Genomic DNA, 23521 nt, shown 5'->3' with positions numbered 1-23521 from the left:
ATTGATTGCGCTGGAACCGCCAAGTGTCTTACCTCGTGCCCATTCCTCATAGATATTGGCTTTTCCGAAGGTTTTGGTACGATAATGCCAGGCATATTTTTCACTCCCTACAAGAACCCCAAAGCCCATAGGTATTTTGATGAACATCGTATTATCTTTAGGTCCTGCTTCAACCAAAAGCACCCTGTTATTTTTATCCGCCGAAAGTCGGTTTGCTAAAACACAGCCTGCAGAGCCAGCTCCCAAGACTATATAATCATATTTTTGATCCATATTGATTAGATATATTTGTAATTATCTTTACGTACAAAATTGGGAGATATATGCCGGATAGGAAAGGTTGTTTTGATGTCAATATTGGTTTAAAATAGGTTGAGTTTGATAAGAAAGATTATTACTCTGAATTTTGGATCAGTAATTCCCAGCAAAAAACCAATCCTGTTCTTACTAATCTATTAAAAACTTAGATGAATCTGTATTTTTCAATACTGGATTTCCAGATGAGATTTCCCTTTAATCTTAGTGTAAAAGGAATGAGGGCATTTTCTCAATCCCTTAAAAAAACTTCTTCCGGAGTTTTATTAACCAAATCATAATACCGATAGAAAACCCTGCGAAAAGGCATGTTTGGAATATAAACCATCCAGGTTGATTTTCCCAGGTAATGCGTGTTAACGCACGACCAATTCGACTAAAACTCAGTTCATACTTACCTTTCAATAAGCCTGCTATCATCATATAGAACGACATGGCCGCGAGACCAAGCAAAAATATCAAAACCCCAATCTGTGCCATTTTGGAAAAGAATATGACGGATTTTAATAACCTGTTGTAAGTAGTTTTATTATTTGAAAAAAGTAGTTCATAGATTGTTGATAGAAAAAGTAATATTGCGCCCGAAAACATTAAGGCGCCTCCAATACAGATTGATACCACAATAATGGTGACAAAAAAACTCATTTTTAAAGATTATTAAAGTTTACCAATTGATTCCTGCTCACTAATAGCATATTCTTCTGTTTGCTTAACAGAATGATGTCCCATCATTTCTTTGACGATATGGATAGGCACTCCGTTTTTAAGAGTCACTGTGCTACCGAACGTTCTTCTTGCTGTTTGCGTATTAAGGGTGCTGGTGAGATCACATAATGTTGCAATTTCTTTAAGATAGTCATTCATTTTTTGATTGGACCTGCCAGGAAGTACCGTTTCTCTGGCAATACAGAGGGATGATCTTTATATTTTTCCATAATTTCAATGGCTTTGGGCAAAAGAGGAATGTCTGTTTTGAGTCAGTTTTCTGGCGACTCGACATGATCCATAAAGTTCCGTTTATTCCTTCCCTGATATTGCTGGTTTTAAGCTGAAATGCATCAATATAGGTCAATGCGGTGTAGCATTGAAATACAAATATATCCCTGATTATAGATAGTCTTTCCGATGAAAAAGAATTTATTTTCAAGCCGATGGAGCTCAGCTGTAGATATCGGCTTTTTGTTACATTTAATTTTTTTCCTTTTAAAAAGTTTAAAGGGATCTTTTGATATAATATCTTTTGCTATTGCCCTTAATGATCTTGAAATTGGAAATATACTTTAGTGCCGTATTATTCGAGCAATTTCGAACTACCTTCAGATATAGTTCATAATCTTTGACAAAATCATAATTTAATTCTCTGAATTCAAAATCTTCTAGGTTATATTTAAGTTTTATGAATTTTGCCACATGGGAGCGGGCAGTGAAATACCTTTCGTAAGTACCCGGTGCATATTCCTTTTTGTCTACCAAAGCTAGTATTTCCGAATTATGTGACTGAAATTCCTCTAGCACTTTTGCTTTGGAGACATTTTTTCCTTTTACAAAATCAAGAAATTTTTCTGCGGTTATGGTATGATCGTGATTGATCAACTCTGTTCTATAGTTCGAAATTCTAGTACTAATTGAATCTATATAATAATTCAATGATTTTGCGTCTTCTTTGCTTCCGATCGCCCTTCCTGCTTTTTGACTCCATCTCGTTACGTCCCACTTTCTCTTTGTGGAAGTTTCTTTGGAAACTCCATCAACGGTGATCCTAAGATACAATACTCTTAAATTCTCTTTTTTCTCCGGTGTTTTAAAAAAAACATTAAACCAAAACTCTTTTCAATCATAACACAATTTTTAATTAATTAAATATCGAATTATGCTGCCTTTAAATCAAGTTGCTAATGATATTAATATGTTAATATACAATGTATTACAGTGTTTTTTTTTGTGGCAATTTTTTTTGGTTTTGAAAACTGCCACAATTCTGCCACAAAAATTTTGAGTGTTTTTGAAAATTTTGAGAGTTAGTCCCAAAATTTAAAACCCAGTAATCTTTTAAGAATACTGGGTTTTAAAGCGTTTAGACCATTTTGAAAGCTTTTTGCTTTCTTTCGTTGCGGGGACAGAGGGAGTGTCGAACTCCTTCTACCACTATTATCCTTCTTTGAAAGTATTAAGTAGAATAAAAACCCTATATATTTATTAGTAATGCCAGAAAATTCAATCTCAATTCGTAAAATTGGTGAAATTTGATTTCCATTACTATAAAAATCACTTTCTTCAACCTTTATCCATTCATAGGCATGAGTTTTTAGCACAAGCTTAATAGCGTCAATAATGGCTGATTTCCCCGAATCATTCTCTCCGATAAGAATATTCATTCCCTTATTAAAAGGTATTGTTAAGTGAGGAGAATTTAGATCAAAAACGGGACTTCCATATTTTCTGAAGTTCCAAAGTTTTAAAGAGGATATGTACATTTATGATGAGTTTTCTTGGTTGGGATTAAAATACAAAAATATTATTAAGGCTTGACACTAAATTTCTGAAGGAAATAATGTACTTGAATAATTCTATTAAACAATTAAAATAGAAAGTATTTAGCATAATTCTTCGTGCCTAAGAGATCATGGTTCACACTAATGGAAATGTTTTAAATATTCAATCAAATCAACAGATTCTTCCTCAATCCATTCATTTTTAAAAATTAGGCGATTCTATCTGTCTCTTGGTGAAATGATTCCGATCTAGTCCAGACAAACCCTGGTGATTTTTCCACTTACTTTTGTGATGTTTTACCTCAACGGGTAGTTTTTTGAGTTTTCGGGCGGTTCAATGATGATTATTTCCTTTCCTTTTGCGTTGAAAATATTTCTGACCTGACAATAGATATCAAGACCATTGTAATCCCAATCGCAGAAATAATAAATAGGGAGATTTAGTTTGTCAGCTGAAATATCAAGCAAAGGTTTGGTATTATTACCCCCAACATACCAAAGTTCAATGTTGTTCTTATATTCCACCGGTACCTTTAGACGGTCCAAATACTCAGTTTTTAAATAATATCAATATTCCCCCCCCCTTGAATCATCTCTACTTGACAAGAAAAAATTGCAACTGTCTGAATGAATAATAACATCGGACTTCCCGAAAGAAAATGGCACCTTGGTTAAAATTTCTTTTATTTAAAATAAAGCATTAATATTTAACCGTTAATATTTCATAAACCTATATTTATGAAATCAGCATACTTATATGTCAGAGTTAGTACTGACGAACAAATGAGAAAAGGCTATTCTCTTCCTGAACAGGAAGAAAGATTGTTGAAATATTGTGAACTGAACCAAATTATTGTTAAAGGACTCTTCAGAGAGGACTTTTCAGCAAAGGATTTTAATCGACCAGAATGGAAAGAACTTATTAAAATATTAAAAAACAATAGAGAAAGACCTGCTGATAATATACTATTTATTAAATGGGATCGCTTTAGTCGAAATATTGAGTATGCTTATCAAATGCTTGGTATTCTAAGAGGATTGAACGCAAAACCATTTGCTATTGACCAACCAATCGATTTTGATGTCCCTGAAAGTATAGTGATGCTTGCTGTATATCTTTCGATACCTGAAGCTGAAAACAATAGAAGGGGGCGAAATGCTTCAGATGGAATGCGTAGAGCTAGAAAAATGGGAAGATGGCCAGGAAGAGCTCCAATGGGATATATTAACCAGTCTACACAAGAAGGCGGAAAAATCATGAAGCCTAAACAACCGCAGGCAGATTTAATTAAATGGGCTTTTGAACAGTTTGCAAAAGGCACATATTCGATCAATCAGGTTAGAATGATGACTGTTCAAAAAGGTCTACATGCAGCAAGAACAATTTTTGGAAGATATTGCACAATCCCATTTATTGTGGAATAATTACAGTTAAAGCAACTAAAGATGAAGATATTCAATACGTAAAAGGTATTCATAAGCCTATCATATCTGAAAGCCTTTACCGTAAGGTTCAATTATTACTCAAAAGTAAACGTAAACAGAGGGAATCAAAACTTCAAACAAAATATCTCTTCCCACTTAGAGGATTCATAAATTGTCCTTTTTGCGGACGAACATTAACAGGCAGTACCTCTCAGGGTAAACATAAAAAATATAGCTATTATCATTGTAATACTTCTAAATGTAAAGGTAGATTTAGAGCAGATTTTCTGGAAAAATCATACGAACTTCTCTTAAAAAAAATTACCCTTCTTCCCAATATATATGCACTTTTTGATCTCATTCTCGAAGATGAAAATATATTCACAGCAAGAAGGCAAGCATTAAATGAAAAAAAGGCCTTCTTGCAGAAATTTCTCAGAATAAGGAACTCCTAGCAAAAGCAAGAAGATACCTGCTGACTGGAAAAATAGACTTCGAAGATTTCAGAGAAATGAAAAAAGAGCATAATGAAATTACTTATAATTTAAACGAGAGATTACAGCATCTTACACAGAAATTGAATGTGGATTTTTATAAACATAAAGAAATATGGACGAAAGATCACATTAATATTTTTCAAATCTATAAACTTCAAGACTTTGTTGGTAAAAGACATATTGCAAGTATGTTTACGCCATCTCAAATAAATGTATCTACAAAGGAATTTGAGGCTATACAAATCAATCCAATTCTAAAAAAATTAATAATGTATGATGGTTTAATCAATACTAAAACTGAAAAAGTTCTAAAAACTATTGAGAAAAATATCAATCGAAGTACAAAATATTTTTCTGGGCGGATGGTCTCTACTATTCAAGCGATAAAAATCATGAGAAAAAATGGAATAAACATTAATGAAGATGAAGCCCTTGTTATCTTAGATTTCCTATATATGTTAGCCAGATCCTTTAAAAAAGATGCTAATCTTGAATTGCGAAATTGATTGGGCAAAGGAATATTGAACACTAAATAATGGATAATATGAAAATTTTGAAGACAAATATATTTTCGTTAAAAAACATTGGAAAAACTCGAACACTTTTCCATATTTAAACAAAACTATGTAACCAACTGAAAATCAATACATATGGAGCATAAAAAAAGGAGACGTTAAAAAATAAACGTCTCCCTAAGCGGAGAGAGAGGGATTCGAACCCCCGGACCTGTTACAGTCAATAGTTTTCAAGACTATCGCAATCGACCACTCTGCCATCTCTCCTGAATAACGACTGTACCGTCGTTTTCAGTGGTGCAAATATATAAAGTTTTTTTTAACTGGCAAAATATTTTTTCAATTTCTAAAAAAACGGTCAGATACTACTAAAATTAATTCCTATGTAGAGAATTCGTTATACGGCTGCATTTATAATTTTGTCCAGAATGATTTGAAGATCCATTCACTTAACACATCTAGCATATTATTGTGCCAGATTTTCTTCACTTTTACAAAATAAAACAGAGGTATTTCATACACGTTATTAGCCAGGATCAGAGAATACTGAACTTTGTAAGTGTGAAAAAAAATGACAGGAATGCATAATGATTTTATGAACAGAAAGTGAAAACTAAAATGATTCTGCAAAAGGCCTGATATCCTAGGTTCAGGGTATTGGAAAATAAGAACCTTTTTTGATCGTCTCATTAGCAGGAAATTGGGTGCCTATATAAAAGTTAATGTATGTGCGAAATTCTGATTTTATTAGTTTTTTTATGGCTTTTCTGTTTCCTTTTTGGTTTCTTGTTTTGAATAAGAGACAGTAACCTGCTAAAGAAATATGTATATGGTTATGTATTTAATCATTTTTCGGTGAAATTTTAAAGTATTTATTGTTTGCTAATTTAATAATAAAGTCAATTAAACTAAACAAAGGATTTAATTTGTATAACAGCCACTTAACGGAGGCAAAATCTTTTAAATTTCCATAGAAATAATAAAATAAAACGCATACCAGAGGATTGTATGATATAAAGATGCTAATTTTCTACTAAGACGGAACAATTCCAGGTGAATTTAAAGAAGAAACACAAAGGAATTCCGAAAATCTAACAACTTCCGAAAAGTTTACCATATAAACATGATTTTCATTGTTGATTTTTGTAAGTAACATTTAAAAACAATTGAAGAATGTCAAGAAACGATTTAAAAGACAAAGTAGCCATTGTAGGTGGTGGAGCAAAAAATTTAGGGAGATTAATTTCATTGGATTTTGCAAAAAAAGGAGCCAAGGTTGTTGTACATTTTAATAGTGATGGAACAAAAGCTGATGCAGATAAAACCGTATCGGATATCATTGCTGCAGGGGGAGAGGCTTTTGCAATACAAGGAGATTTAACCGTTGTGGAAAACAATACAAAATTGTTTGATGCGGCAATTGAAAAATATGGAAAAGTTGATATTGCAGTGAATACTACTGGTATGGTTATCAAAAAACCTATCGTAAACGTTACAGAAGAAGATTATGATAAAATCTTTGCTGTAAACTCAAAAGCTGCTTTTTTCTTCTTACAGGAAGCTGGTAAAAAATTAGCAGATAATGGTAAAATCTGTACAATTGTAAGCTCGTTACTAGCAGCTTATACAAATGATTATGCTATTTATCCGGGTAGTAAAGCTCCTATTGAGCATTATACACGTGCAGCATCCAAGGAATTTGGTCCAAGAGGTATTTCAGTAACGGCAGTAGGTCCGGGACCAATGGAAACCCCTTTCTTCTACGGACAGGAAACAGAAGGTTCTGCAGCTTACAACAAATCTGCGGCAGCATTAAGTAGTTTCAGTAAAACAGGATTAACAGATCCAGAAGACATCGTTCCGTTAATTACTTTCTTGGTAACTGATGGATGGTGGATTACCGGACAAACCATCTTCTCAAATGGTGGCTATACCACTAGATAATAATAACTGATAAGGCAGTTAAGAATGTTTAGCTGCCTTTTTTCAATTTAACTTATTAAAATGCCACGAATGCACGAATATTTTTAGAATATGGAATTATATTTTATTCGTGCATTCGTGGCAAAACAAACTTTTTTTGTAACCAGGCTATGTATTTCAAATCCATAGTAGCTTACTTTTCAATTTAATTAAAACAAAAATATGAGCGAACAAAACAATGTAATAAGAATACACGGTCAGCATACTTATCCTAAGAAAAAAGTATTATGTCTGGTTTCCAATGTTGCAACACTTGAAGGAATGCAGGTAGGATTTTTTGCCGAAGAAATGACAAGGCCTTTTTTCGATTTCGTCAACGCAGGTTATGATGTGGATGTAGCATCGCCTAATGGCGGTGCAGTAGTTTTTGATGGCCACAGTAACCCGGAAAACCCTAATGGTGCTTATCCAAATGACCTTATCAGTATTGGTTTTGTGCACCACACAACATTTGGCAAATGGATGGAAAATACAATTCCGATTGCTGATATAAATGTTGCTGATTACGATGCTATTTGTGTAGCAGGTGGTGGTGCACCTTTAATTACTTTTAAAGATGATGTGAAGCTGCATCAGCTAATTGCTGATTTTTATGAAGCAGGAAAAATTACCTGTTTAATCTGCCATGGAACATCTTTACTATTATGGACAAAATTAAGCGACGGAAAGCTTTTGGCAGATGGTAAAACCTGGACCGGATTTGCGGATAGTGAAGAAGAAATCATCAACCAAATGTTCGGAAAAAAAGTAAACGAATATACGATTGAAACAGAAGCACGCAAAAATCCAAACACCAATTTTGAATGTGCACCGGCATTAGAACCTTTTGCCGTACAAGACGGAAAACTGATTACTGCACAACAGCAACACAGCAGTTATTTAGCTTCTCAACTGGTTATTAAGGCACTGGCAGAATAATAGTCGGTTTTAATGAAAAGGAAAATGAAGAGAATACTGCTTTTCGTTTTCCTTTTTTGGTTTAGAAATAATTTTTGCCACGGATGCACGGATAAATAAATTTTCGGTGAAAAATATTCGTGCATTCGTGGCATTTAATTCAATTAAAATGAATTTAAAACCATTTAAAACAGTAGCATTTAGTATGATGCTTTTTGTTTTTTCGGCACAGCATTTAAAAGCACAGGACATTGATGGTGTGAGTTCCTTTTTAGTGGCCGGCGTGAGTATGGATATTCCAAAAAACAACAAATTGCTCATTTATGGCGGTTTTAGCCCTACTGATAAGGTAAAAGCTCTTTTAGTGTTGCCAAATTTCAGAATAAACAAATATTTAACGCTTACACCGGGTTATACTCACGTAAATGTAGATCTGGATAATGGGAGTACATTAGTAGAAAACCAACTATTGGCTATGGCTACGCTATCTTTTCCTATTGCAAAAAACTGGACGATCGCTGACCGAAATATGTATTTCCACAGGTTTAGAACAGGTGACGACCTCTCTTTTTACAGGAACAGATTGGGAATTATCCACAAAACAGAACTTTTTAAAAAGCAAGCCAGTGTTTTTCTGCACAATGAAGTATACCTCAGCCTTGATAACGGACAATTTACACGCAATCGGGTTATTTTGGGTGGCGATATAAAGCTGTTAAAATGGCTTACCCCACAAATAATGATGATGTACCAAAGCGATAAAGCAACAGGCAACAAAATTTTGGGCTGGCTGGTACTAACTGTTCCGTTGGAGAATTTTGGATTGTTCAAATAGTTGTCAATCTGTTAATTAATAAAAAAATATCATTCACATTAAGTATTAAAAAAATGTCAGATATAAAAGAAAAGTAATCATCATAACAGGCACATCCAAAGGCATTGGAGCCACTATTGCCAGAACGCTTGCCTCAAGGTGCTACATTTGTTCATTAACTATGACACTTAAAAAACTGATGCCGATAATGTGGTAACCGAAATTATAAATAACGGCGAAAAAACAATTACCATACAACAATACCTCGATTACAGAGAACAAAAACAAAAAGAATATGCTGTAAAATTTGCTGAGGAACAAGGCGGAAATGTGGCAGATGATGTGGAGTTTTAAAAACAATTACAAATAACAACAAATGAAAGCTTGCAACAATCGGCGAGTTAGTGGTAATTTTATGAAAAATAGTATCCTCATATTAATGATTTTTGTTTCGACAGTTGGATGTTCGCAAACTAAAGACCAAAAGATTTCTTTTATCACTAAAACTTATAGTGAAAATGAAGGCAGGTTCGTTATTCCTTACACTAAAAGTATAATGAGTTCTCTTCTGTATTATCATCCAATAGAAAGTGACAGCCTTAAATTAGTAGAACTAAAAACCACCTTAGCGGACAAGCAAGCATTAGCCAAAATGTTGTCAAAACATTTGCAGTCAAATTTTTCTGAAGAAGAAATTGACAGCCTCTACCTCTATTATACGCATCCGCCAAATCTTAAAACCAGGGTGGAAAAGAACGGCGTAACAGTAATCTCTTTTTCTCAAACCGGAAATGCCCACATTTCCCGCCTCAAAACTAAATTGGGAAATTTTATACCAAACATAGAAAAGGAAGTGGAGCAGATACAGACAAGAATCAGGGAAGCACGAGAAATAGATAATAATAAAATTGTTAAACAAAAACCTATAACAGTCAATAAACAAGATGGATTTTATGCAGTTGAAAATTATAATGGCAAAGACCTGTCTTTCAGTAATTTAAAATTATCTGCTAATCCTTCAGTTTCGGCAAACGATATTGAAAGAATTACAAAAGACTTTGATGTTCTTGGTAGAGTAACAATAAACATAAGCTTTAATTATAAGGGAGGAGAAAGTTTCAGAGCTATGACAATGCAAAATAAAGGCAAACCTATTGCCATAGTTTTAAATCACAAAATAGTATCTGCTCCGATAGTAAATGAAACTATATCAGGTGTAAAAGCCGAAATAAGTGGAGATTTTTCTGAGGAAGAAATTAATGAAATGATTAATTGGAAGAGAAACTACCGCTAACAAGGGTTTTGTGTCAGGCGGGCTGATTGCAAAATGCAACATCATCTGAAGTAATATTTGTGGTTAAATAATAATATGATAAATCAAGAATATAACTCACAAAATATAAATTTTAAAACACACTATATGAACACATTAAAAGAAAAAGTAATTATCGTCACAGGCTCATCAAAAGGCATTGGCGCTACCATTGCAAAAACACTTGCCTTAAAAGGTGGATCATTGGTTATTAATTATGCATCTTCAAAAGCTGAAGCAGATCATGTGGTGACCGAAATCATAAATACAGGCGGAAAAGCGATTGCTATAAAAGCCGATGTAAGCAAAACAGAAGAAGTAAAACATCTTTTTGATGCTGCCATTACTCATTTTGGCAAAGTGGACATACTGATTAATAATGCAGGAATTTCCATTTATAAATCAATTAAAGATACTACTGACGAAGATTTTAACCGGATTTTTAATATTAATGTCAAAGGCACTTTCAATACCATGAGAGAAGCCGCAACCCGGCTGGAAGATGGTGGGAGAGTGATCAATTTCTCAAGTTCCGTCACGCGTTTGATTATGCCGGCCTATGGTACCTATGCTGCTACAAAAGCAGCAGTGGAACAAATGACCAGGGTATTTGCAAAAGAAGTAGGGAACCGGAACATTACTGTTAATTCAGTCTCTCCCGGCCCTGTAAACACAGAACTCTTCACACATGGGAAAACCGATGAAACCATTGCCCGGTTGGCATCAATGTCAGTATTCAATCGTATTGGCGAAACTTATGATATTGCAAATGTTATTACATTTCTAATATCTGATGAAGCACAATGGATAACAGCACAGAATATTGGAATAAATGGCGGATTTGCTTAAAAATTAGAACAAACAATAACTGTTATTTAACTGAAAGCAAAGTGAAAATAACTATGAATGCACAAATTTAACTATTCATTTATAACGGAGTTTTCACTTGATTTAATTTACGAAAATTTGTGCATTCGTGGTAAAAAATATAACCAGTTCGCAAAACGGACAATCAAATTATTACAACTATGAACAAATACCAATCAATTTTCGACACACAAAAAGAGTTTTTTTATACAGATGTTTCTAAAAATTATGAGTGGCGTATAGACCAGCTAAACAGACTGGAAAAAATGCTTACAGAAAACCAGGATGTTTTTTGCCAGGCTTTAAAAACCGATTTCAACAAACCGCCGTTTGAGCAATTATTTGAAATTACGGTTCCGCTTGGCAACATAAAATATTACAAAGAAAACCTGAAAGAGCTGATGGCTCCGGAACAGGTTGCCATTCCAAAAGGTCTGGAAGAAACCGGCAACAAAGGTGTTATTTACAAAGAACCTTTTGGTGTAACCTTGGTTATTGGCCCGTTTAATGCCCCGATTTTATTGCTGCTTGACCCTGCCATTGCTGCTTTGGCGGCAGGAAATCCGGTTATTCTGAAGCCTGCCAATACAACACCTACTGTTGCCGCACTTTTTCAAGATTTAATTCCAAAATATTTTGAACCGGAAGCCGTAAATATTGTTACCGGGGGAAGAGAAGAAATTACTGCATTATTGGAGTTGCCTTTTGATTTTATATTCTTTACAGGAAGTTCTGCCGTGGGCAAAGTAGTAATGCGTGCTGCAGCTGAAAACCTGACACCAATCGTTCTGGAACTGGGCGGTCAAAATCCAACTGTAGTAGACGAAACGGCTAATCTTGATATTGCGGTTGACCGTATACTTTGGGGACATATGGCAATTTCCGGGCAGTGGTGCATCGCTCCGGGATATGTGTATGTAAACGAAAGCATCGCCGATGAATTTCTTGATAAACTGAAAAAGGCAACTATTAAAATGTATGGGGAAGACCCAAGCCAAAGCCCCGATTTTGCAAGGATGATCAGTGAACACGATACAGAAAGGGTAGCGTCTTATATCATCCCCGAAAAGGTAGTGTTGGGCGGCCGTTACAACGTAGCTGAACGCTATGTGGAGCCTACAATTTTATACCCGAGCACTTGGGAGGATCCGGCAATGCAGCAGGAAATTTTCGGTCCGGTATTTCCGGTTTTGGTGTACAGCGATTTGAAGGAAATTGTAGAAATTATTAAGCGTAAACCTAAGTCTTTAGCAGCGTATTTCTTCAGTAAAAACCAGGCGAATATTGATTACTTCATCAATTCAGTATCTTTTGGCGGTGGCTGTATTAACCAAACCAATCTGCATTGCTGGATAGACAGTCTGCCTTTCGGAGGGGTAGGATATGCCGGTATGGGAAAATATTACGGTAAAGCAGGGTTTGATGTTCTGAGTAATACAAAAGCAATGCTGATAGGCAATCCCGATTTGGAATTAGATGTTTTTCCTCCTTATGAAGGGAAAGATATTGCGAAAAATTTAAGTGTTTTTGGATGATGAAATTACCACGAATGCACGAATAAAACGGGTAATAATTTAAAAGAAATATTTGTGCATTCGTGGCTATAAAATAATATTTAAAAATGACAGGAAAAGAAGCCATCAACTTAATAAAAAAAGCAATTCCAGAATCTGCAAAGCTCCAGCAATGGGCAGATTTAGGTTGTGGCAGCGGTACTTTTACTAATGCTTTAGCACATCTGTTGCCAAACGGGAGCCATATTTATGCAGTAGATAATCAATTTCAAAATTTACCAAAAATAATGCATAACAAGGTTTCCATTGATTTTCTAAAAGCAGATTTTAAAAACTTTGACTTTAGTTTTTCCAATCTTGATGGCATTTTAATGGCAAATTCTCTCCACTACATTGAAGATAAGGAATCTCTCATTCGGAAATTGGAAAACTATTTATCTGCTGATAAAAAATTCCTGATCATAGAATATGATACTGAAGTCGCCAATCAGTGGGTGCCTTTTCCTGTCAGTTTTCAAAAGCTGAAAGAATTGTTTATACAATTTGAAAATATGGAAGTTAAGAAAATTACTGAACGGGAATCAGTATTTGGTCAAGGGAACCTGTATGCAGCTGTAATCAATACAAATAATAGATAAATTAAAAACTATGATACTAAAAATTATTAATTCGCTCTTAATTCTCGTAGCCGTATTTATGGGCTTTAAACAAGGTTGGGCAATGTTTTCGGGCAAGCCTGAAATGGTTGAAATGTTCAGTAAATGGAATTTTTCCAAAACAGCCCTGATGGTAAACGGAGCAGTGACAATCGTTGCAGCGTTATTGATTTTGTTTCCTAAAACATTTGTTTATGGTAATTTCCTTATGGCAGCGGGTATTCTACTAATTATCTGCCTCCATTTATCAGATAAAGATTTGAAAGGAGTGGCGATCGAACTGCCTTTCCTATTATTGAACCTGGTGATTATTTATCTGCAACATCCGTTATCAAAAAACTCAATGATATGAAACTTATTCAATTTTTACTCATTGCATTTTCCGCGGAGGGCATTACTGCCTGCGGGCAAAGCAACTCCCCTCAAAAACAAATAAAAACAATTCAAAAAAATAATAAAATGGATACAAGTAAACTTACCAACGAAACCGTGAAAAAAGCTTTTGACGCGTGGCAAACTGGCGACAGCAAAATGTTTTTATCTTTATTTACTGCAGATGCCAGCATGACCGACGATGGAAGCCCACGTAATTTTCAGGGTTATGTAAAAGATGCCTGCGGTAAAGAAGTATTTCTAACCATCGATACTGTAGAAAACGATGGTAAAGACATCAAAGGAAACTTCAAAGCTGGAAACTGGGGGACTTTTCCTGTGTTTTTCAAATTCCATCAAAATGCCGATGGAAAGTTTGACAAGTTAGATATTGGGCAGGCCAATTAAAAGTTTCTCACTGTGAATTTTTTGCCACGAATACACGGATAAATCGGACTAATATTTTAAGAAAAAGCATTAGTGCATTCGTGGCATAATAAATTTCAACTCGATAAAAAATATTTATAAAACATAAGTTTTTTTACCACGAATGCACGAATAATTGGATTAATATTTTAAGGAAAACATTTGTGTATTGGTGGCATTTCAAAAAATAATTAAGCACAAAAAATGAAATGGATAAAGTGAATAAAGCCATCAATGCTTTACAAAAACATAAGTATGAATTTCTGTTGTTTGCATTAGCCCAGCATTTGTTTGTAGGTATTTTTATTACAGACTTAGATTTTTATACAAGAGTAATCTGGCCTGTCAATATGTTGGTTTTGGGGTTTGGAAGCATTTTTATGTTTACAGGAAAACACAGCTGGCGGCATTGGTTCCGGAACATTCATTTTATTATAGTGCTGCTGCTTCCCATCGGTATACCGTTTTTTAAAGATATTCCCTGGTATTTTACTTTGCTGAATATCAATTATGTGATCTTTTTTTCTTTTCTCTTTTTAGAATTACTGCGTTTCTTACTGAAACCCGGATATATCAATACAGACATTATCTCGGCATCTGTCTGCGGTTATTTTTTACTGATAGAAATATCCGTTTTTATGCTGCAGTATTTTATGTATCAAAACCCGCAGTCTTTTAAAGGAATCGATACATCTTCATCGGCAGCCATTTATACCGATTTGGTTTATTTCTGTTCTATAACCTTTACCAGCATTGGTTTTGGAGACATTACGCCCAATAATCATGTTACCAAGCTCATTACTTCTTTTATCGGCATTGCCGGACAGTTTTACAGCGTAATTTTGGTGGGTATTCTTTTAAGCAAATTTTCCAATAAAGCAGATTAACAGGTAACAACAATTGGTATTTATATTTACAATCAACATTAAAAAAGCTAATTATCATTCTAATTTTTAACATTTAATTAAAACAATGACATCATTCAATAAATTGGCAGGACAAAGTACAGGCCGTATAGAAGCGCTGAGCGATGCCGTTTTTGGCGTAGCCATGACGCTATTGGTACTCGAAATAGAAGTACCTGAATTTCATGGACAAGCAACCGAAAAAGAGCTGGCATTGGCTTTTCTGGCATTAATGCCGAAATTCCTTGTATATTTTCTAAGCTTTATGACGGCGGGTATATTTTGGGTAGGTCAATCGGCGCAATTTAAATATATCAAAAGCAGCGACAGGAATATAACCTGGATTAATCTATTGTTCCTGCTTTTTGTATCTGTTTTACCATTTTCTACCGCTTTTCTGGGCGACCATATTTCTTTTAAATTCTCCATTTTTATTTATTGGTTAAATATTTTTCTTTTGGGGAGTATGTTATTCATCAATTGGGAATATGCCAAAAAACATAATTTTATTTCTGAAGAGATGAAAGAAACGGTATATAGTCCTGTAAAAATGCGGATAGTTTGGGCACAATTATTATATTTTACAGGAGCCTTGTTATGTTTTGTGAATATCTATTTAAGCATTGCTGTGATTATTGCAGTTCAGCTGAATTATGCTTTCGCTCTTATTAGTAACAGAAAACAAGACTCCTGAAACTAATCATTAACATTAAAACCGTGAATATAACGATCATTACAATTCGTGCATTCATTGGAAATATAGTATATGGATTTAATTTATAAAATGGAAGCCTACCAAATTATTGGTATCTGTATGGAAGTTCATAATAATTTAGGAGCAGGTTTCTCAGAAATTGTATATAAAGATGCCCTGGAAATTGAACTGAAACAAGCCGGAATTTTTTATGAAAGGGAAAAGGAATATACAGTAAACTATAAAGGAGTGATTCTTCCACATAAATTTTATGCTGATTTTGTGGTTTTTGATGAAATTATTTTAGAAATAAAAGGGACAAAAGAGATTGCAAAAGAACATATAGCGCAAGCCATCAATTATCTTAAAGTATCTGAAAACGATTTAGCTTTAATAGTCAACTTCGGAGAATTAAAATTAAATTACAAGCGAATTGTTGTGTAAATATGCCACGAATACGCGAATAGATGCAATAAAAGATAGCACATACAAAAACATTAATTTAAAATAATATTGCCACGAATGCACGAATAAGATAAGTTATCACGGAATAAAAAATATTCGTGTATTCGTGGCAAAAAAACTATTAAAAGAAAAATATAGTAGGTGAATTAAACAATTAATTCTGATTTACGGACAAATAAAAACGGTTTATCAACATTGCTGATGAACCGTTTTATATGATCAATAAAATTTATTTTTTTATAATCTTAAAAGCTTTCGTACTTCCTTCGTCTAAAGTCGCTTTTCCTACATATACACCCGTTTTCAACATAGATAAATCAATTTTAATACTTTTCTCGTTAGCTGGTTGGTTGTTCATTACCAATTTCCCGCTTGCATCATATACAGATATTGCTTTTATTATTTTGTCGCTGGAAATATTAAGAACATCCTGTACAGGGTTGGGATAAATATTAATTTTAAGATTAGTATTATTTGGATTATCAGCTACAGCAAGTAATGAGTCTAGCTTAACAATCCAGCCTGCAGCAAATATAGGAGGGATTGTATTATCAAATCCACAAATATATTTACCATCTGGTGATATGCCCATTCCGGTGCCCAGCTTTTCATCAAATGTGGTGATCGGGATGTTTTGAGCTGTCAGAAGATCGGATAGTAAAATGGGATTTGGTCCCAGAGAAGGATTATAAATGATCACATTTCTATCGCCAATCATACCACAATATCCTATGGCAGTACCATTTTCTGATATAGATACAAATACAGCATCCGTATATCCTGCGGGAGCATCAAAAGATTGGTAAACATTGGTATTCGTGTTATAAATAAAGGCTTTACTTCCTTTATTGCCTGCAATTTGTCCTGCATTATTTATATCGTTGGCTTCTCCATATTCAGGAGTGCTAAAATCAATGTAATGTAACATTCCATCCGCGTCAAAATATGCGGGTACCCGGAACGTTCCGGCTCCAAAGATATCTTCTCTATCGATCCATCCGGCCACAAATCCGTTATCATTTACATCAGTCCCACGACCGTTGGTATAGTTAAGATCTCCTGTAAGCTTGGTCAGTGTATGAGTTTCTGTATTATAAATGAAGGGATAGCTGCTTGATGCACCGCCTGATGACATTTGCCCGGCTACATATATACTGTTTGTTGAAATTCCTTTTGCATCTCCAAACCAGCTGTTTCCAGGAGTATCCCCGGGAAAATAACCGATAGGGGCCCATGCTCCGTTTTTACGGTAAGCCGGCTGGCTCAAAGATGAACCGTCAGTTGCGGTAAAAGCCATACTTCCCGCTACATTTCCTGCATTGTTCAGCCTGTTAGTTGCCTCGGCACCAGGCTCTATGGCTGTACTTGTATCTGTGGAATAACTGTAATAGCCTCCGGAATGTATAGCATTTCCGCTATTGTTAACGTCATAAAGACGTGTTCCCCAGCCGGTAAGCACTCTTAAATTGGTTTGGGCATTCAAACTGTTTAAAAACAGGAAGGCTGAAAGTAAGTAAGCTTTTTTCATAACTTGGAATATTTAATTTTATTATTTCAAATTTGCCAAGTTTACAGCAGGTATAAAATTGATGACTGTAAGAAATTCCTAAATTATCTTTCAAAAATAGTGAAACTTATAAGTCTGTTCCGTTATTCCACTCGAAGTGTGATGTAAAAAATAGGATAGGATGGCATGTGTGTGTTTTTAGACAACAGTAAATAATTCTCCGTAAACAAAGTTACAAAATTCTGCTAGATAGCTGATAATGTATTGTCTACACTTTGGTTTTTTTATAAAATAAAGTTGTGATGTAATCAATTCCAGGTCAGTTAATAGTTTATTGAAGGTTTTACTGCTCTATGTCTGTAAGAACTTTTTCTACCATCTTATCAATTATTTTTAATTGAATTGTAGTGGTAAGATATTAATATTTCAACATGGAGTTATTGTAACATATTCTGAATATCTTACTTACTTATTTATTTACTGGAGTAAAGACGCCATATATTACAAAGCTTTTAGGCAGAGTATTATCAATACTTTTCTAAATGTTAAAAACACAAGTGAAGAAAATTAGTTTTCTCTAGCAATGAAGCCTGTAATGCCTTTTGGGCGAAGGGCTTTGTTGCTTTTATTTTTGACAAGATTTCGCTGCCTATTCATATCTTCTGAAAACTTGGATTTTATTAGCTCTTACTGAAATTTTAAAAAACAGTTTGTTCACACATCTGCATTCTGCTTTACTTTCAATATTAGTAAGCAATGGTTCCCTTATGATAATCACTGACCTTACTTTCTCAATTTTCTGAATATTTTCCGACAGATAAATCAATGGTCATTGTAATTCTTAAACTTTTGTTTTTGGATTATTTTGGCAATTACAAAATACTTTTATTATTTACTATTTGTTGGGGAATCAATATTTTTTGGTGATTGAAATTATTTTAGTTTATTTATATTTTAATATTTATTAATTTAGTATATTTGTAAACTAATCATAACCACCAAATGCACTATTCAATTATAAAAGATGTAACCGCTTTACTTGAAGAATTTGAAGCGGACAATAAATCTGAATCTTATACACCGGATATTGAAGGTTTTAAGGCATGGATGTCCGCTAAGAACTCTCCCGATGAAATGGATGAACCTTACTGGGAAGGTAAAGAAACCGGAAGAACGGCAGAAAGCGCCATAAATACCTTATTGGTTCACCTCAACAGATATGCGAGAACCTATTCCAAATCTGCCATTTCAGAATCACATTTCGCGACACAGGAAGATTTTATTTACCTGATCAATTTAAAAGCTTACGGTGAAATGACCAAGATGGAGCTTATTAAAAAGAATATTCAGGATAAGCCGGTTGGCATGCTCATTATAGCAAGACTTCTGAAACAGGGCTGGATAGAGCAGGCGGAATCTGATGTTGACAAACGGAATAAAGTAATCAGCATTACCCCGGAAGGCCTGGAAGCTCTTGACCGTCAGATGGGTAAAATCCGAAATGCAACGAATATTGTAACCGGAGATCTCAGTTATAAAGATAAAATGCAGCTGATCCGGATTCTTAATAAGCTGGATCGTTTTCATTATCCCATTTTCTGCCGCAATATCGACAGCAAAGACCTGATTAATACGGTATATGAAGAATATTCATTTGAAAAAAACTGATCATGCGGAAAAAAATTGCAGTCATTGGATCAGGTTTTTCAGGGCTTTCTGCGGCAGCTTATGTTTCCAAAGACGGACATGAGGTTCATGTTTTCGAAAAAAATACCAGTGCGGGGGGAAGAGCCAGAAATTTCAGGACTGCAAACGGTTATACATTTGATATGGGCCCCAGTTGGTATTGGATGCCTGATATCATAGAATCTTTTTTCGCTGATTTTGGAAAAAAATCTTCAGATTTTTATGAACTGGTGTCTTTAGATCCTCAATTTGAAATGGTTTTTTCAGACGGCACAATGAAAATTCCCGGCCATTACGGGGAAATGAGAGATCTGTTTGAAAACATGGAATCCGGAGCAGGTAAAAAGCTGGATGATTTTATGGCGGATGCCCAGTACAAATATGAAGTGGGAATGAAAGATTTTGTCACCAAGCCCTGTCATTCGTGGTTGGAATTTGTTTCCCCCAAAATAGCTAAAAGCGCACTGAAACTGGATCTTCTTACTAATTTTCAGCGATTCGTCAGAAAATATTTCAAAAACCCGAAGCTGATTACTTTAATGGAGTTTCCGGTCATTTTTTTGGGAGCAGCCCCCAAAGATATACCTGCCTTATACAGCCTGATGAATTATGGAGGATATAAACTGGGAACCTGGTATCCTATGGGCGGTTTCTCAAAACTAGTTGATGCAATGGCAGAAATTGCTTCAGAAAACGGCGCAGAGTTTCACTTTGATGCCAATGTAGAAAAGATTACAGTTGAGCATCAAAAAGCTTCTTCTCTGCTTGTGAACGGGCAGGAAATAAAGTTTGATGCCATTATTGCCTCATCAGATTATCATCATACAGAAACCCAACTGCTGTCTGAAGAATATAGAAATTATAAAGAATCATATTGGGAAACGCGCGTATTTGCTCCTTCCTGCCTTATTTTTTATTTAGGTTTTAAAGAAAAAATCTCCAATCTTAAGCACCACACGCTTTTTTTTGAAAATGATCTGGACCTTCATACCACCGAAATTTATGAGGATAAAAAATGGCCCACAAAACCGCTGTTCTATGCATGTTGTCCATCAAAGACAGATCCTGGCGTAGCTCCTGAAGGCTGTGAGAATGTTTTTCTCCTCATGCCTGTTGCACCGGGAATAGAAGATTCTGACCAGGAAAGAGAAAAATATTTTCATGAAATGATCACAAGACTTGAAAAACATACGGGATCTGAGCATCTTCTCTCTAAAATTGAATATAAAAGGAGCTATTGTATTAAAGACTTTAAAGAAGACTACAATGCCTATCAGGGAAATGCTTACGGTCTTGCCAATACCTTATCCCAGACCGCGGTACTGAAGCCGTCTCTCAGGAACAAAAAAGTGAAAAATATTTTTTATACAGGGCAGCTTACTGTTCCCGGACCTGGTGTTCCTCCATCGATCATTTCCGGAAAAATTGCTGCTATTGAAGCCACCAAAAATCAATAATTATGAAAAGGTTATTCGACGATTTATCTTACCGCATAAGCAAAGAAACGACCAGACAGTACAGTACAAGCTTCTCTCTGGGCATTTTGGCACTGTCCCCGAAAGTCAGAAATCCTATTTACGCTGTATACGGATATGTACGGCTTGCAGATGAGATCGTAGACAGCTTTCATGGTTATGATAAAGAAAAGCTGCTGAAAGGTTTCAGGGAGGAAACATTTCAGGCGCTGGAATATAAAATTTCTTTAAATCCTATTTTGCAGGCATTTCAGGATACGGTCCACCGGTTCGGCATCGATCTGAATTTAATTAAGCAGTTCTTAAAAAGCATGGAGATGGACCTTCAGAAAATAGACTACAATTCGGAGCTTTATAATGAATATATTTTGGGATCCGCAGAAGTTGTAGGATTAATGTGTCTTCATATCTTTGTTGAAGGTAATTCTTCCGAATTTGAAAGATTGAAGCCATTTGCAATGAAGCTGGGATCTGCATTCCAGAAGGTAAATTTTCTCAGAGATATGAAAGATGATTACCAGATTTTAGGCCGCAGCTATTTTCCGGATGTGGATATTTCTTTTTTTGACAACAAAATAAAATCTGATATTGAAAAAGATATTGAGGAAGAGTTTAAAGAGGCTTTGCTGGGAATTAAAAAGCTTCCCAGTTCATCAAGATTCGGCGTTTATCTGGCTTACCGTTATTATATTTCACTGTTCAAAAAAATCAAGAGGACATCTGCTCATACCATCATTAACAAGAGGGTAAGGATCTCTAACAGCAGAAAAATTTCCCTGATGATGAGCAGCTATCTTCAGTATAAAACTTCATTCCTATAAAATAAATAAAATGATACACCGACTTTTCAGAGAGCAGCAGTTGAATTGTGATATAGATACCGCATGGAAATTTTTTTCTTCTGCGGACAATCTTTCGAGAATTACTCCTGAAGATATGAAATTTGTAGTTCTCACAAAAATGCAAAACGATGAGATTTACGAAGGAATGATCATCGACTATCATGTTTCCCCGCTGCTAGGCATAAAAATGAACTGGAGAACAAAAATCAGACAGGTATCTTTTCAGAAAAGCTTTACAGATTTTCAGCAGAAAGGGCCTTATAAACTCTGGAATCACTTTCATGAATTTATTCTTAACGAAGAAGGTGTTTTAATGAGAGACACCGTTGATTATGAATTGCCATTCGGGTTTTTGGGCGAAATTGCCCATTCACTTTTTGTGAAGAAAAAGATTGAACATATTTTCAGATACCGCTATGAAATTTTAGAGCAAATGTTTAATAAAAAATAAGAGGCATGAATTTTCTTGTTGTATTACTTACATTTTTCATCATGGAAGGAATGACCTGGCTGATCCATAAATATGTCATGCACGGTTTTCTATGGATGCTTCACAGGGATCATCACGATCACAGTAATGAAGGGCATGTGGAAAAAAACGATTATTTTTTCCTGATTTTTGCTGTTCCTACAATTGCTTTGATGTACTACGGAACTGTTAATGATTATAACATCTATTTTTATATTGCTCTGGGAATTGCTATTTACGGGATGGCTTATTTTTTTGTTCATGATATTTTTATTCATCAACGGATCAGGTTCCTGAGAGACACTCAAAATCCTTATTTACTGGCCATAAGACGTGCCCACAAACAGCATCACAAACATACCGGAAAGGAAAAGGGCGAATGTTTCGGTTTTTTATGGGTTCCTGTAAAATATTTTAAAATGTATTTCAACAAAAAGTCGTAAAAATGCATCATTACACCTACCTTTTAATCAATTTTTTTACGGTATTCATCTGTTTTATATTTTCCTTTCATCCTAAAATAAAATTCAACAGGCATTTTGGGGCATTTTTTTCAGCTTCATTTATTGTTGCTTTGTTTTTTATAATCTGGGATGCATGGTTTACAGAAATAGGAGTTTGGTGGTTCAATGACTGGTATATTTCAGGCATAAAGTTTTTTAAACTGCCCGTGGAAGAGATAATGTTCTTTTTCTGTATTCCTTTTTCATGTGTATTTACCTATTTCTGTTTGGATAAATTTTTCCGTCTCGGCTGGAAACCGCTTCCTGAAAAGATATTTGTTATTTTAAGTATAATTTTTGCGCTGGTTGTCGGTCTTTTTTTTAACGACAGGATCTACACATTAATCACTTTTGTATCAACTGCTTTAAGTCTCTTTGTTTTATATTTCATCCTGAATGTGAGATGGATCGGCAAAGCATCATTTATTTATCTGGTTTTAATGCCCGGTTTTCTTGCTGTAAACGGGATCCTGACGGGTACAGGCCTGGAATCGCCCATTGTGAATTACAATCCCGGATCATTTATGGGGTACAGAATACTTACCATTCCTTTGGAAGATGTTGTGTATGGGTATGAAATGATTTTATGGAACCTTTTTTTATTTCAAAAATTTAAAAAGGATCACCAGGATTAATCTTCTGATCCGGAATATATTAAGGACTTAAATTTTCAACTGGCTAATCTGTAAATATTCTACAAAAACAGGTTAGCATTTCCCGTATTAATCATTTAATCTGAATTCAATATTAAATAAAGCCATTTCATTTTATAAATAAGCAATACAGAGGAAATATTTGTTTTTTCTTTATGATAAAATTTTCTTGTTTTGTGCAAACACCATAAAAAAAAGCATAAAAGCAGTAGGAATTCTAAGCTTTTCATAATGTAA

At 34.7% G+C, this 23521-nt stretch carries 26 protein-coding genes, 1 tRNA gene and 1 pseudogene; 22 read left to right on the top strand and 6 right to left on the bottom strand.

Going from position 1 to position 23521, the window contains the following annotated elements:
* From IX38_RS20050 to IX38_RS20030, 4 genes and pseudogenes are all read right to left on the bottom strand, one after another.
* Positions 1 to 273: lycopene cyclase family protein (locus tag IX38_RS20050; RefSeq protein WP_034707742.1), on the bottom strand; the 273-nt coding region annotated here is incomplete at its 3' end.
* 711 nt (positions 274 to 984) lie between these two features.
* Positions 985 to 2153: pseudogene (locus tag IX38_RS22480) on the bottom strand (site-specific integrase); the annotation flags it as partial.
* Positions 2154 to 2333: 180 nt separating this feature from the next.
* Positions 2334 to 2789 (bottom strand): ATP-dependent nuclease, encoded by a 456-nt coding sequence (locus IX38_RS20035; RefSeq protein WP_034707740.1) that lies wholly within the window; start codon positions 2787 to 2789, stop codon positions 2334 to 2336.
* Positions 2790 to 3104: 315 nt separating this feature from the next.
* Complete coding sequence (locus IX38_RS20030; protein ID WP_034707739.1) at positions 3105 to 3353, bottom strand: hypothetical protein; 249 nt, start codon at positions 3351 to 3353, stop codon at positions 3105 to 3107.
* 192 nt (positions 3354 to 3545) lie between these two features.
* Between IX38_RS20030 and IX38_RS22710 the strand changes: the two genes are divergently transcribed.
* From IX38_RS22710 to IX38_RS23285, 3 genes are read left to right on the top strand one after another with little or no spacing between them, the layout of a single operon-like run.
* Positions 3546 to 4232 (top strand): recombinase family protein, encoded by a 687-nt coding sequence (locus IX38_RS22710; RefSeq protein ID WP_117585919.1) that lies wholly within the window; start codon positions 3546 to 3548, stop codon positions 4230 to 4232.
* Positions 4205 to 4687 (top strand): recombinase zinc beta ribbon domain-containing protein, encoded by a 483-nt coding sequence (locus IX38_RS22705; protein WP_117585918.1) that lies wholly within the window; start codon positions 4205 to 4207, stop codon positions 4685 to 4687. The genes IX38_RS22710 and IX38_RS22705 overlap by 28 nt, the downstream gene beginning before the upstream one ends.
* 56 nt (positions 4688 to 4743) lie before the next feature.
* The gene (locus IX38_RS23285) at positions 4744 to 5235 is read left to right on the top strand and encodes a hypothetical protein (RefSeq protein WP_228378013.1); all 492 of its coding nucleotides are present in this window, start codon (positions 4744 to 4746) and stop codon (positions 5233 to 5235) included.
* Between the two features lie 191 nt (positions 5236 to 5426).
* On the opposite strand, the gene IX38_RS20020 is transcribed toward IX38_RS23285, so the two are convergent.
* Positions 5427 to 5511 (bottom strand) — tRNA-Ser (locus IX38_RS20020).
* A 906-nt stretch (positions 5512 to 6417) separates the two neighbouring features.
* Here IX38_RS20020 and IX38_RS20015 point away from each other — a divergent pair.
* From IX38_RS20015 to IX38_RS19960, 13 genes are all read left to right on the top strand, one after another.
* Complete coding sequence (locus IX38_RS20015; RefSeq protein WP_034707738.1) at positions 6418 to 7188, top strand: SDR family oxidoreductase; 771 nt, start codon at positions 6418 to 6420, stop codon at positions 7186 to 7188.
* A 201-nt stretch (positions 7189 to 7389) separates the two neighbouring features.
* Complete coding sequence (locus tag IX38_RS20010) at positions 7390 to 8145, top strand: type 1 glutamine amidotransferase domain-containing protein (protein ID WP_034707737.1); 756 nt, start codon at positions 7390 to 7392, stop codon at positions 8143 to 8145.
* 148 nt (positions 8146 to 8293) lie between these two features.
* Complete coding sequence (locus IX38_RS20005) at positions 8294 to 8959, top strand: DUF2490 domain-containing protein (protein WP_131368734.1); 666 nt, start codon at positions 8294 to 8296, stop codon at positions 8957 to 8959.
* A gap of 189 nt (positions 8960 to 9148) precedes the next feature.
* Complete coding sequence (locus IX38_RS23075) at positions 9149 to 9292, top strand: hypothetical protein (RefSeq protein WP_165570754.1); 144 nt, start codon at positions 9149 to 9151, stop codon at positions 9290 to 9292.
* 61 nt (positions 9293 to 9353) lie between these two features.
* On the top strand, positions 9354 to 10232 hold the full coding sequence (locus tag IX38_RS20000; RefSeq protein ID WP_131368733.1) for a SecDF P1 head subdomain-containing protein: 879 nt from the start codon (positions 9354 to 9356) through the stop codon (positions 10230 to 10232).
* Positions 10233 to 10358: 126 nt separating this feature from the next.
* The gene (locus IX38_RS19995) at positions 10359 to 11099 is read left to right on the top strand and encodes an SDR family oxidoreductase (RefSeq protein ID WP_034707746.1); all 741 of its coding nucleotides are present in this window, start codon (positions 10359 to 10361) and stop codon (positions 11097 to 11099) included.
* A gap of 179 nt (positions 11100 to 11278) precedes the next feature.
* Complete coding sequence (locus IX38_RS19990; RefSeq protein ID WP_034707734.1) at positions 11279 to 12652, top strand: aldehyde dehydrogenase family protein; 1374 nt, start codon at positions 11279 to 11281, stop codon at positions 12650 to 12652.
* 86 nt (positions 12653 to 12738) lie between these two features.
* The gene (locus IX38_RS19985) at positions 12739 to 13269 is read left to right on the top strand and encodes a class I SAM-dependent methyltransferase (RefSeq protein WP_051884942.1); all 531 of its coding nucleotides are present in this window, start codon (positions 12739 to 12741) and stop codon (positions 13267 to 13269) included.
* 10 nt (positions 13270 to 13279) lie between these two features.
* Positions 13280 to 13639, top strand: a complete 360-nt coding sequence (locus IX38_RS19980) for a DoxX family protein (protein WP_034707733.1) — start codon at positions 13280 to 13282, stop codon at positions 13637 to 13639.
* Positions 13640 to 13746: 107 nt separating this feature from the next.
* Entirely contained in the window at positions 13747 to 14067 is a 321-nt protein-coding gene (locus IX38_RS19975) for a nuclear transport factor 2-like protein (RefSeq protein ID WP_131368732.1), read from the top strand.
* A 227-nt stretch (positions 14068 to 14294) separates the two neighbouring features.
* Positions 14295 to 14972 (top strand): potassium channel family protein, encoded by a 678-nt coding sequence (locus tag IX38_RS19970; RefSeq protein ID WP_034707731.1) that lies wholly within the window; start codon positions 14295 to 14297, stop codon positions 14970 to 14972.
* Positions 14973 to 15057: 85 nt separating this feature from the next.
* A complete protein-coding gene (locus tag IX38_RS19965; protein WP_034707730.1) occupies positions 15058 to 15684 on the top strand; it encodes a TMEM175 family protein in 627 nt (208 codons plus the stop codon).
* 72 nt (positions 15685 to 15756) lie between these two features.
* Positions 15757 to 16128, top strand: coding sequence for a GxxExxY protein (locus IX38_RS19960; RefSeq protein ID WP_034707729.1), 372 nt, complete (start codon positions 15757 to 15759; stop codon positions 16126 to 16128).
* A 250-nt stretch (positions 16129 to 16378) separates the two neighbouring features.
* Here IX38_RS19960 and IX38_RS19955 read toward each other — a convergent pair whose 3' ends face one another.
* A complete protein-coding gene (locus IX38_RS19955) occupies positions 16379 to 17677 on the bottom strand; it encodes a T9SS type A sorting domain-containing protein (RefSeq protein ID WP_034707728.1) in 1299 nt (432 codons plus the stop codon).
* Positions 17678 to 18658: 981 nt separating this feature from the next.
* Between IX38_RS19955 and IX38_RS19950 the strand changes: the two genes are divergently transcribed.
* From IX38_RS19950 to IX38_RS19925, 6 genes are read left to right on the top strand one after another with little or no spacing between them, the layout of a single operon-like run.
* Positions 18659 to 19324, top strand: a complete 666-nt coding sequence (locus IX38_RS19950; protein WP_034707727.1) for a MarR family winged helix-turn-helix transcriptional regulator — start codon at positions 18659 to 18661, stop codon at positions 19322 to 19324.
* A gap of 2 nt (positions 19325 to 19326) precedes the next feature.
* Positions 19327 to 20799, top strand: coding sequence for a phytoene desaturase family protein (locus IX38_RS19945; protein ID WP_034707726.1), 1473 nt, complete (start codon positions 19327 to 19329; stop codon positions 20797 to 20799).
* Between the two features lie 2 nt (positions 20800 to 20801).
* Positions 20802 to 21638: a phytoene/squalene synthase family protein gene (locus tag IX38_RS19940; RefSeq protein ID WP_034707725.1), complete on the top strand. Its 837-nt coding sequence runs from the start codon at positions 20802 to 20804 to the stop codon at positions 21636 to 21638.
* A 10-nt stretch (positions 21639 to 21648) separates the two neighbouring features.
* Positions 21649 to 22110 (top strand): SRPBCC family protein, encoded by a 462-nt coding sequence (locus IX38_RS19935; protein WP_034707724.1) that lies wholly within the window; start codon positions 21649 to 21651, stop codon positions 22108 to 22110.
* 5 nt (positions 22111 to 22115) lie between these two features.
* The gene (locus IX38_RS19930) at positions 22116 to 22571 is read left to right on the top strand and encodes a sterol desaturase family protein (protein ID WP_034707723.1); all 456 of its coding nucleotides are present in this window, start codon (positions 22116 to 22118) and stop codon (positions 22569 to 22571) included.
* A 2-nt stretch (positions 22572 to 22573) separates the two neighbouring features.
* Positions 22574 to 23266 carry a lycopene cyclase domain-containing protein gene (locus IX38_RS19925; RefSeq protein WP_034707722.1) on the top strand — a complete coding sequence of 231 codons (693 nt, stop codon included), beginning with the start codon at positions 22574 to 22576 and terminating at the stop codon, positions 23264 to 23266.
* The last annotated feature ends 255 nt before the right edge of the window (positions 23267 to 23521 follow it).

The organism is Chryseobacterium luteum (genome assembly GCF_000737785.1).
GTDB lineage: Bacteria > Bacteroidota > Bacteroidia > Flavobacteriales > Weeksellaceae > Chryseobacterium > Chryseobacterium luteum.
Note: the sequence above shows the minus strand (reverse complement) of the source record. Positions and strands in the feature narration are given on the sequence as shown.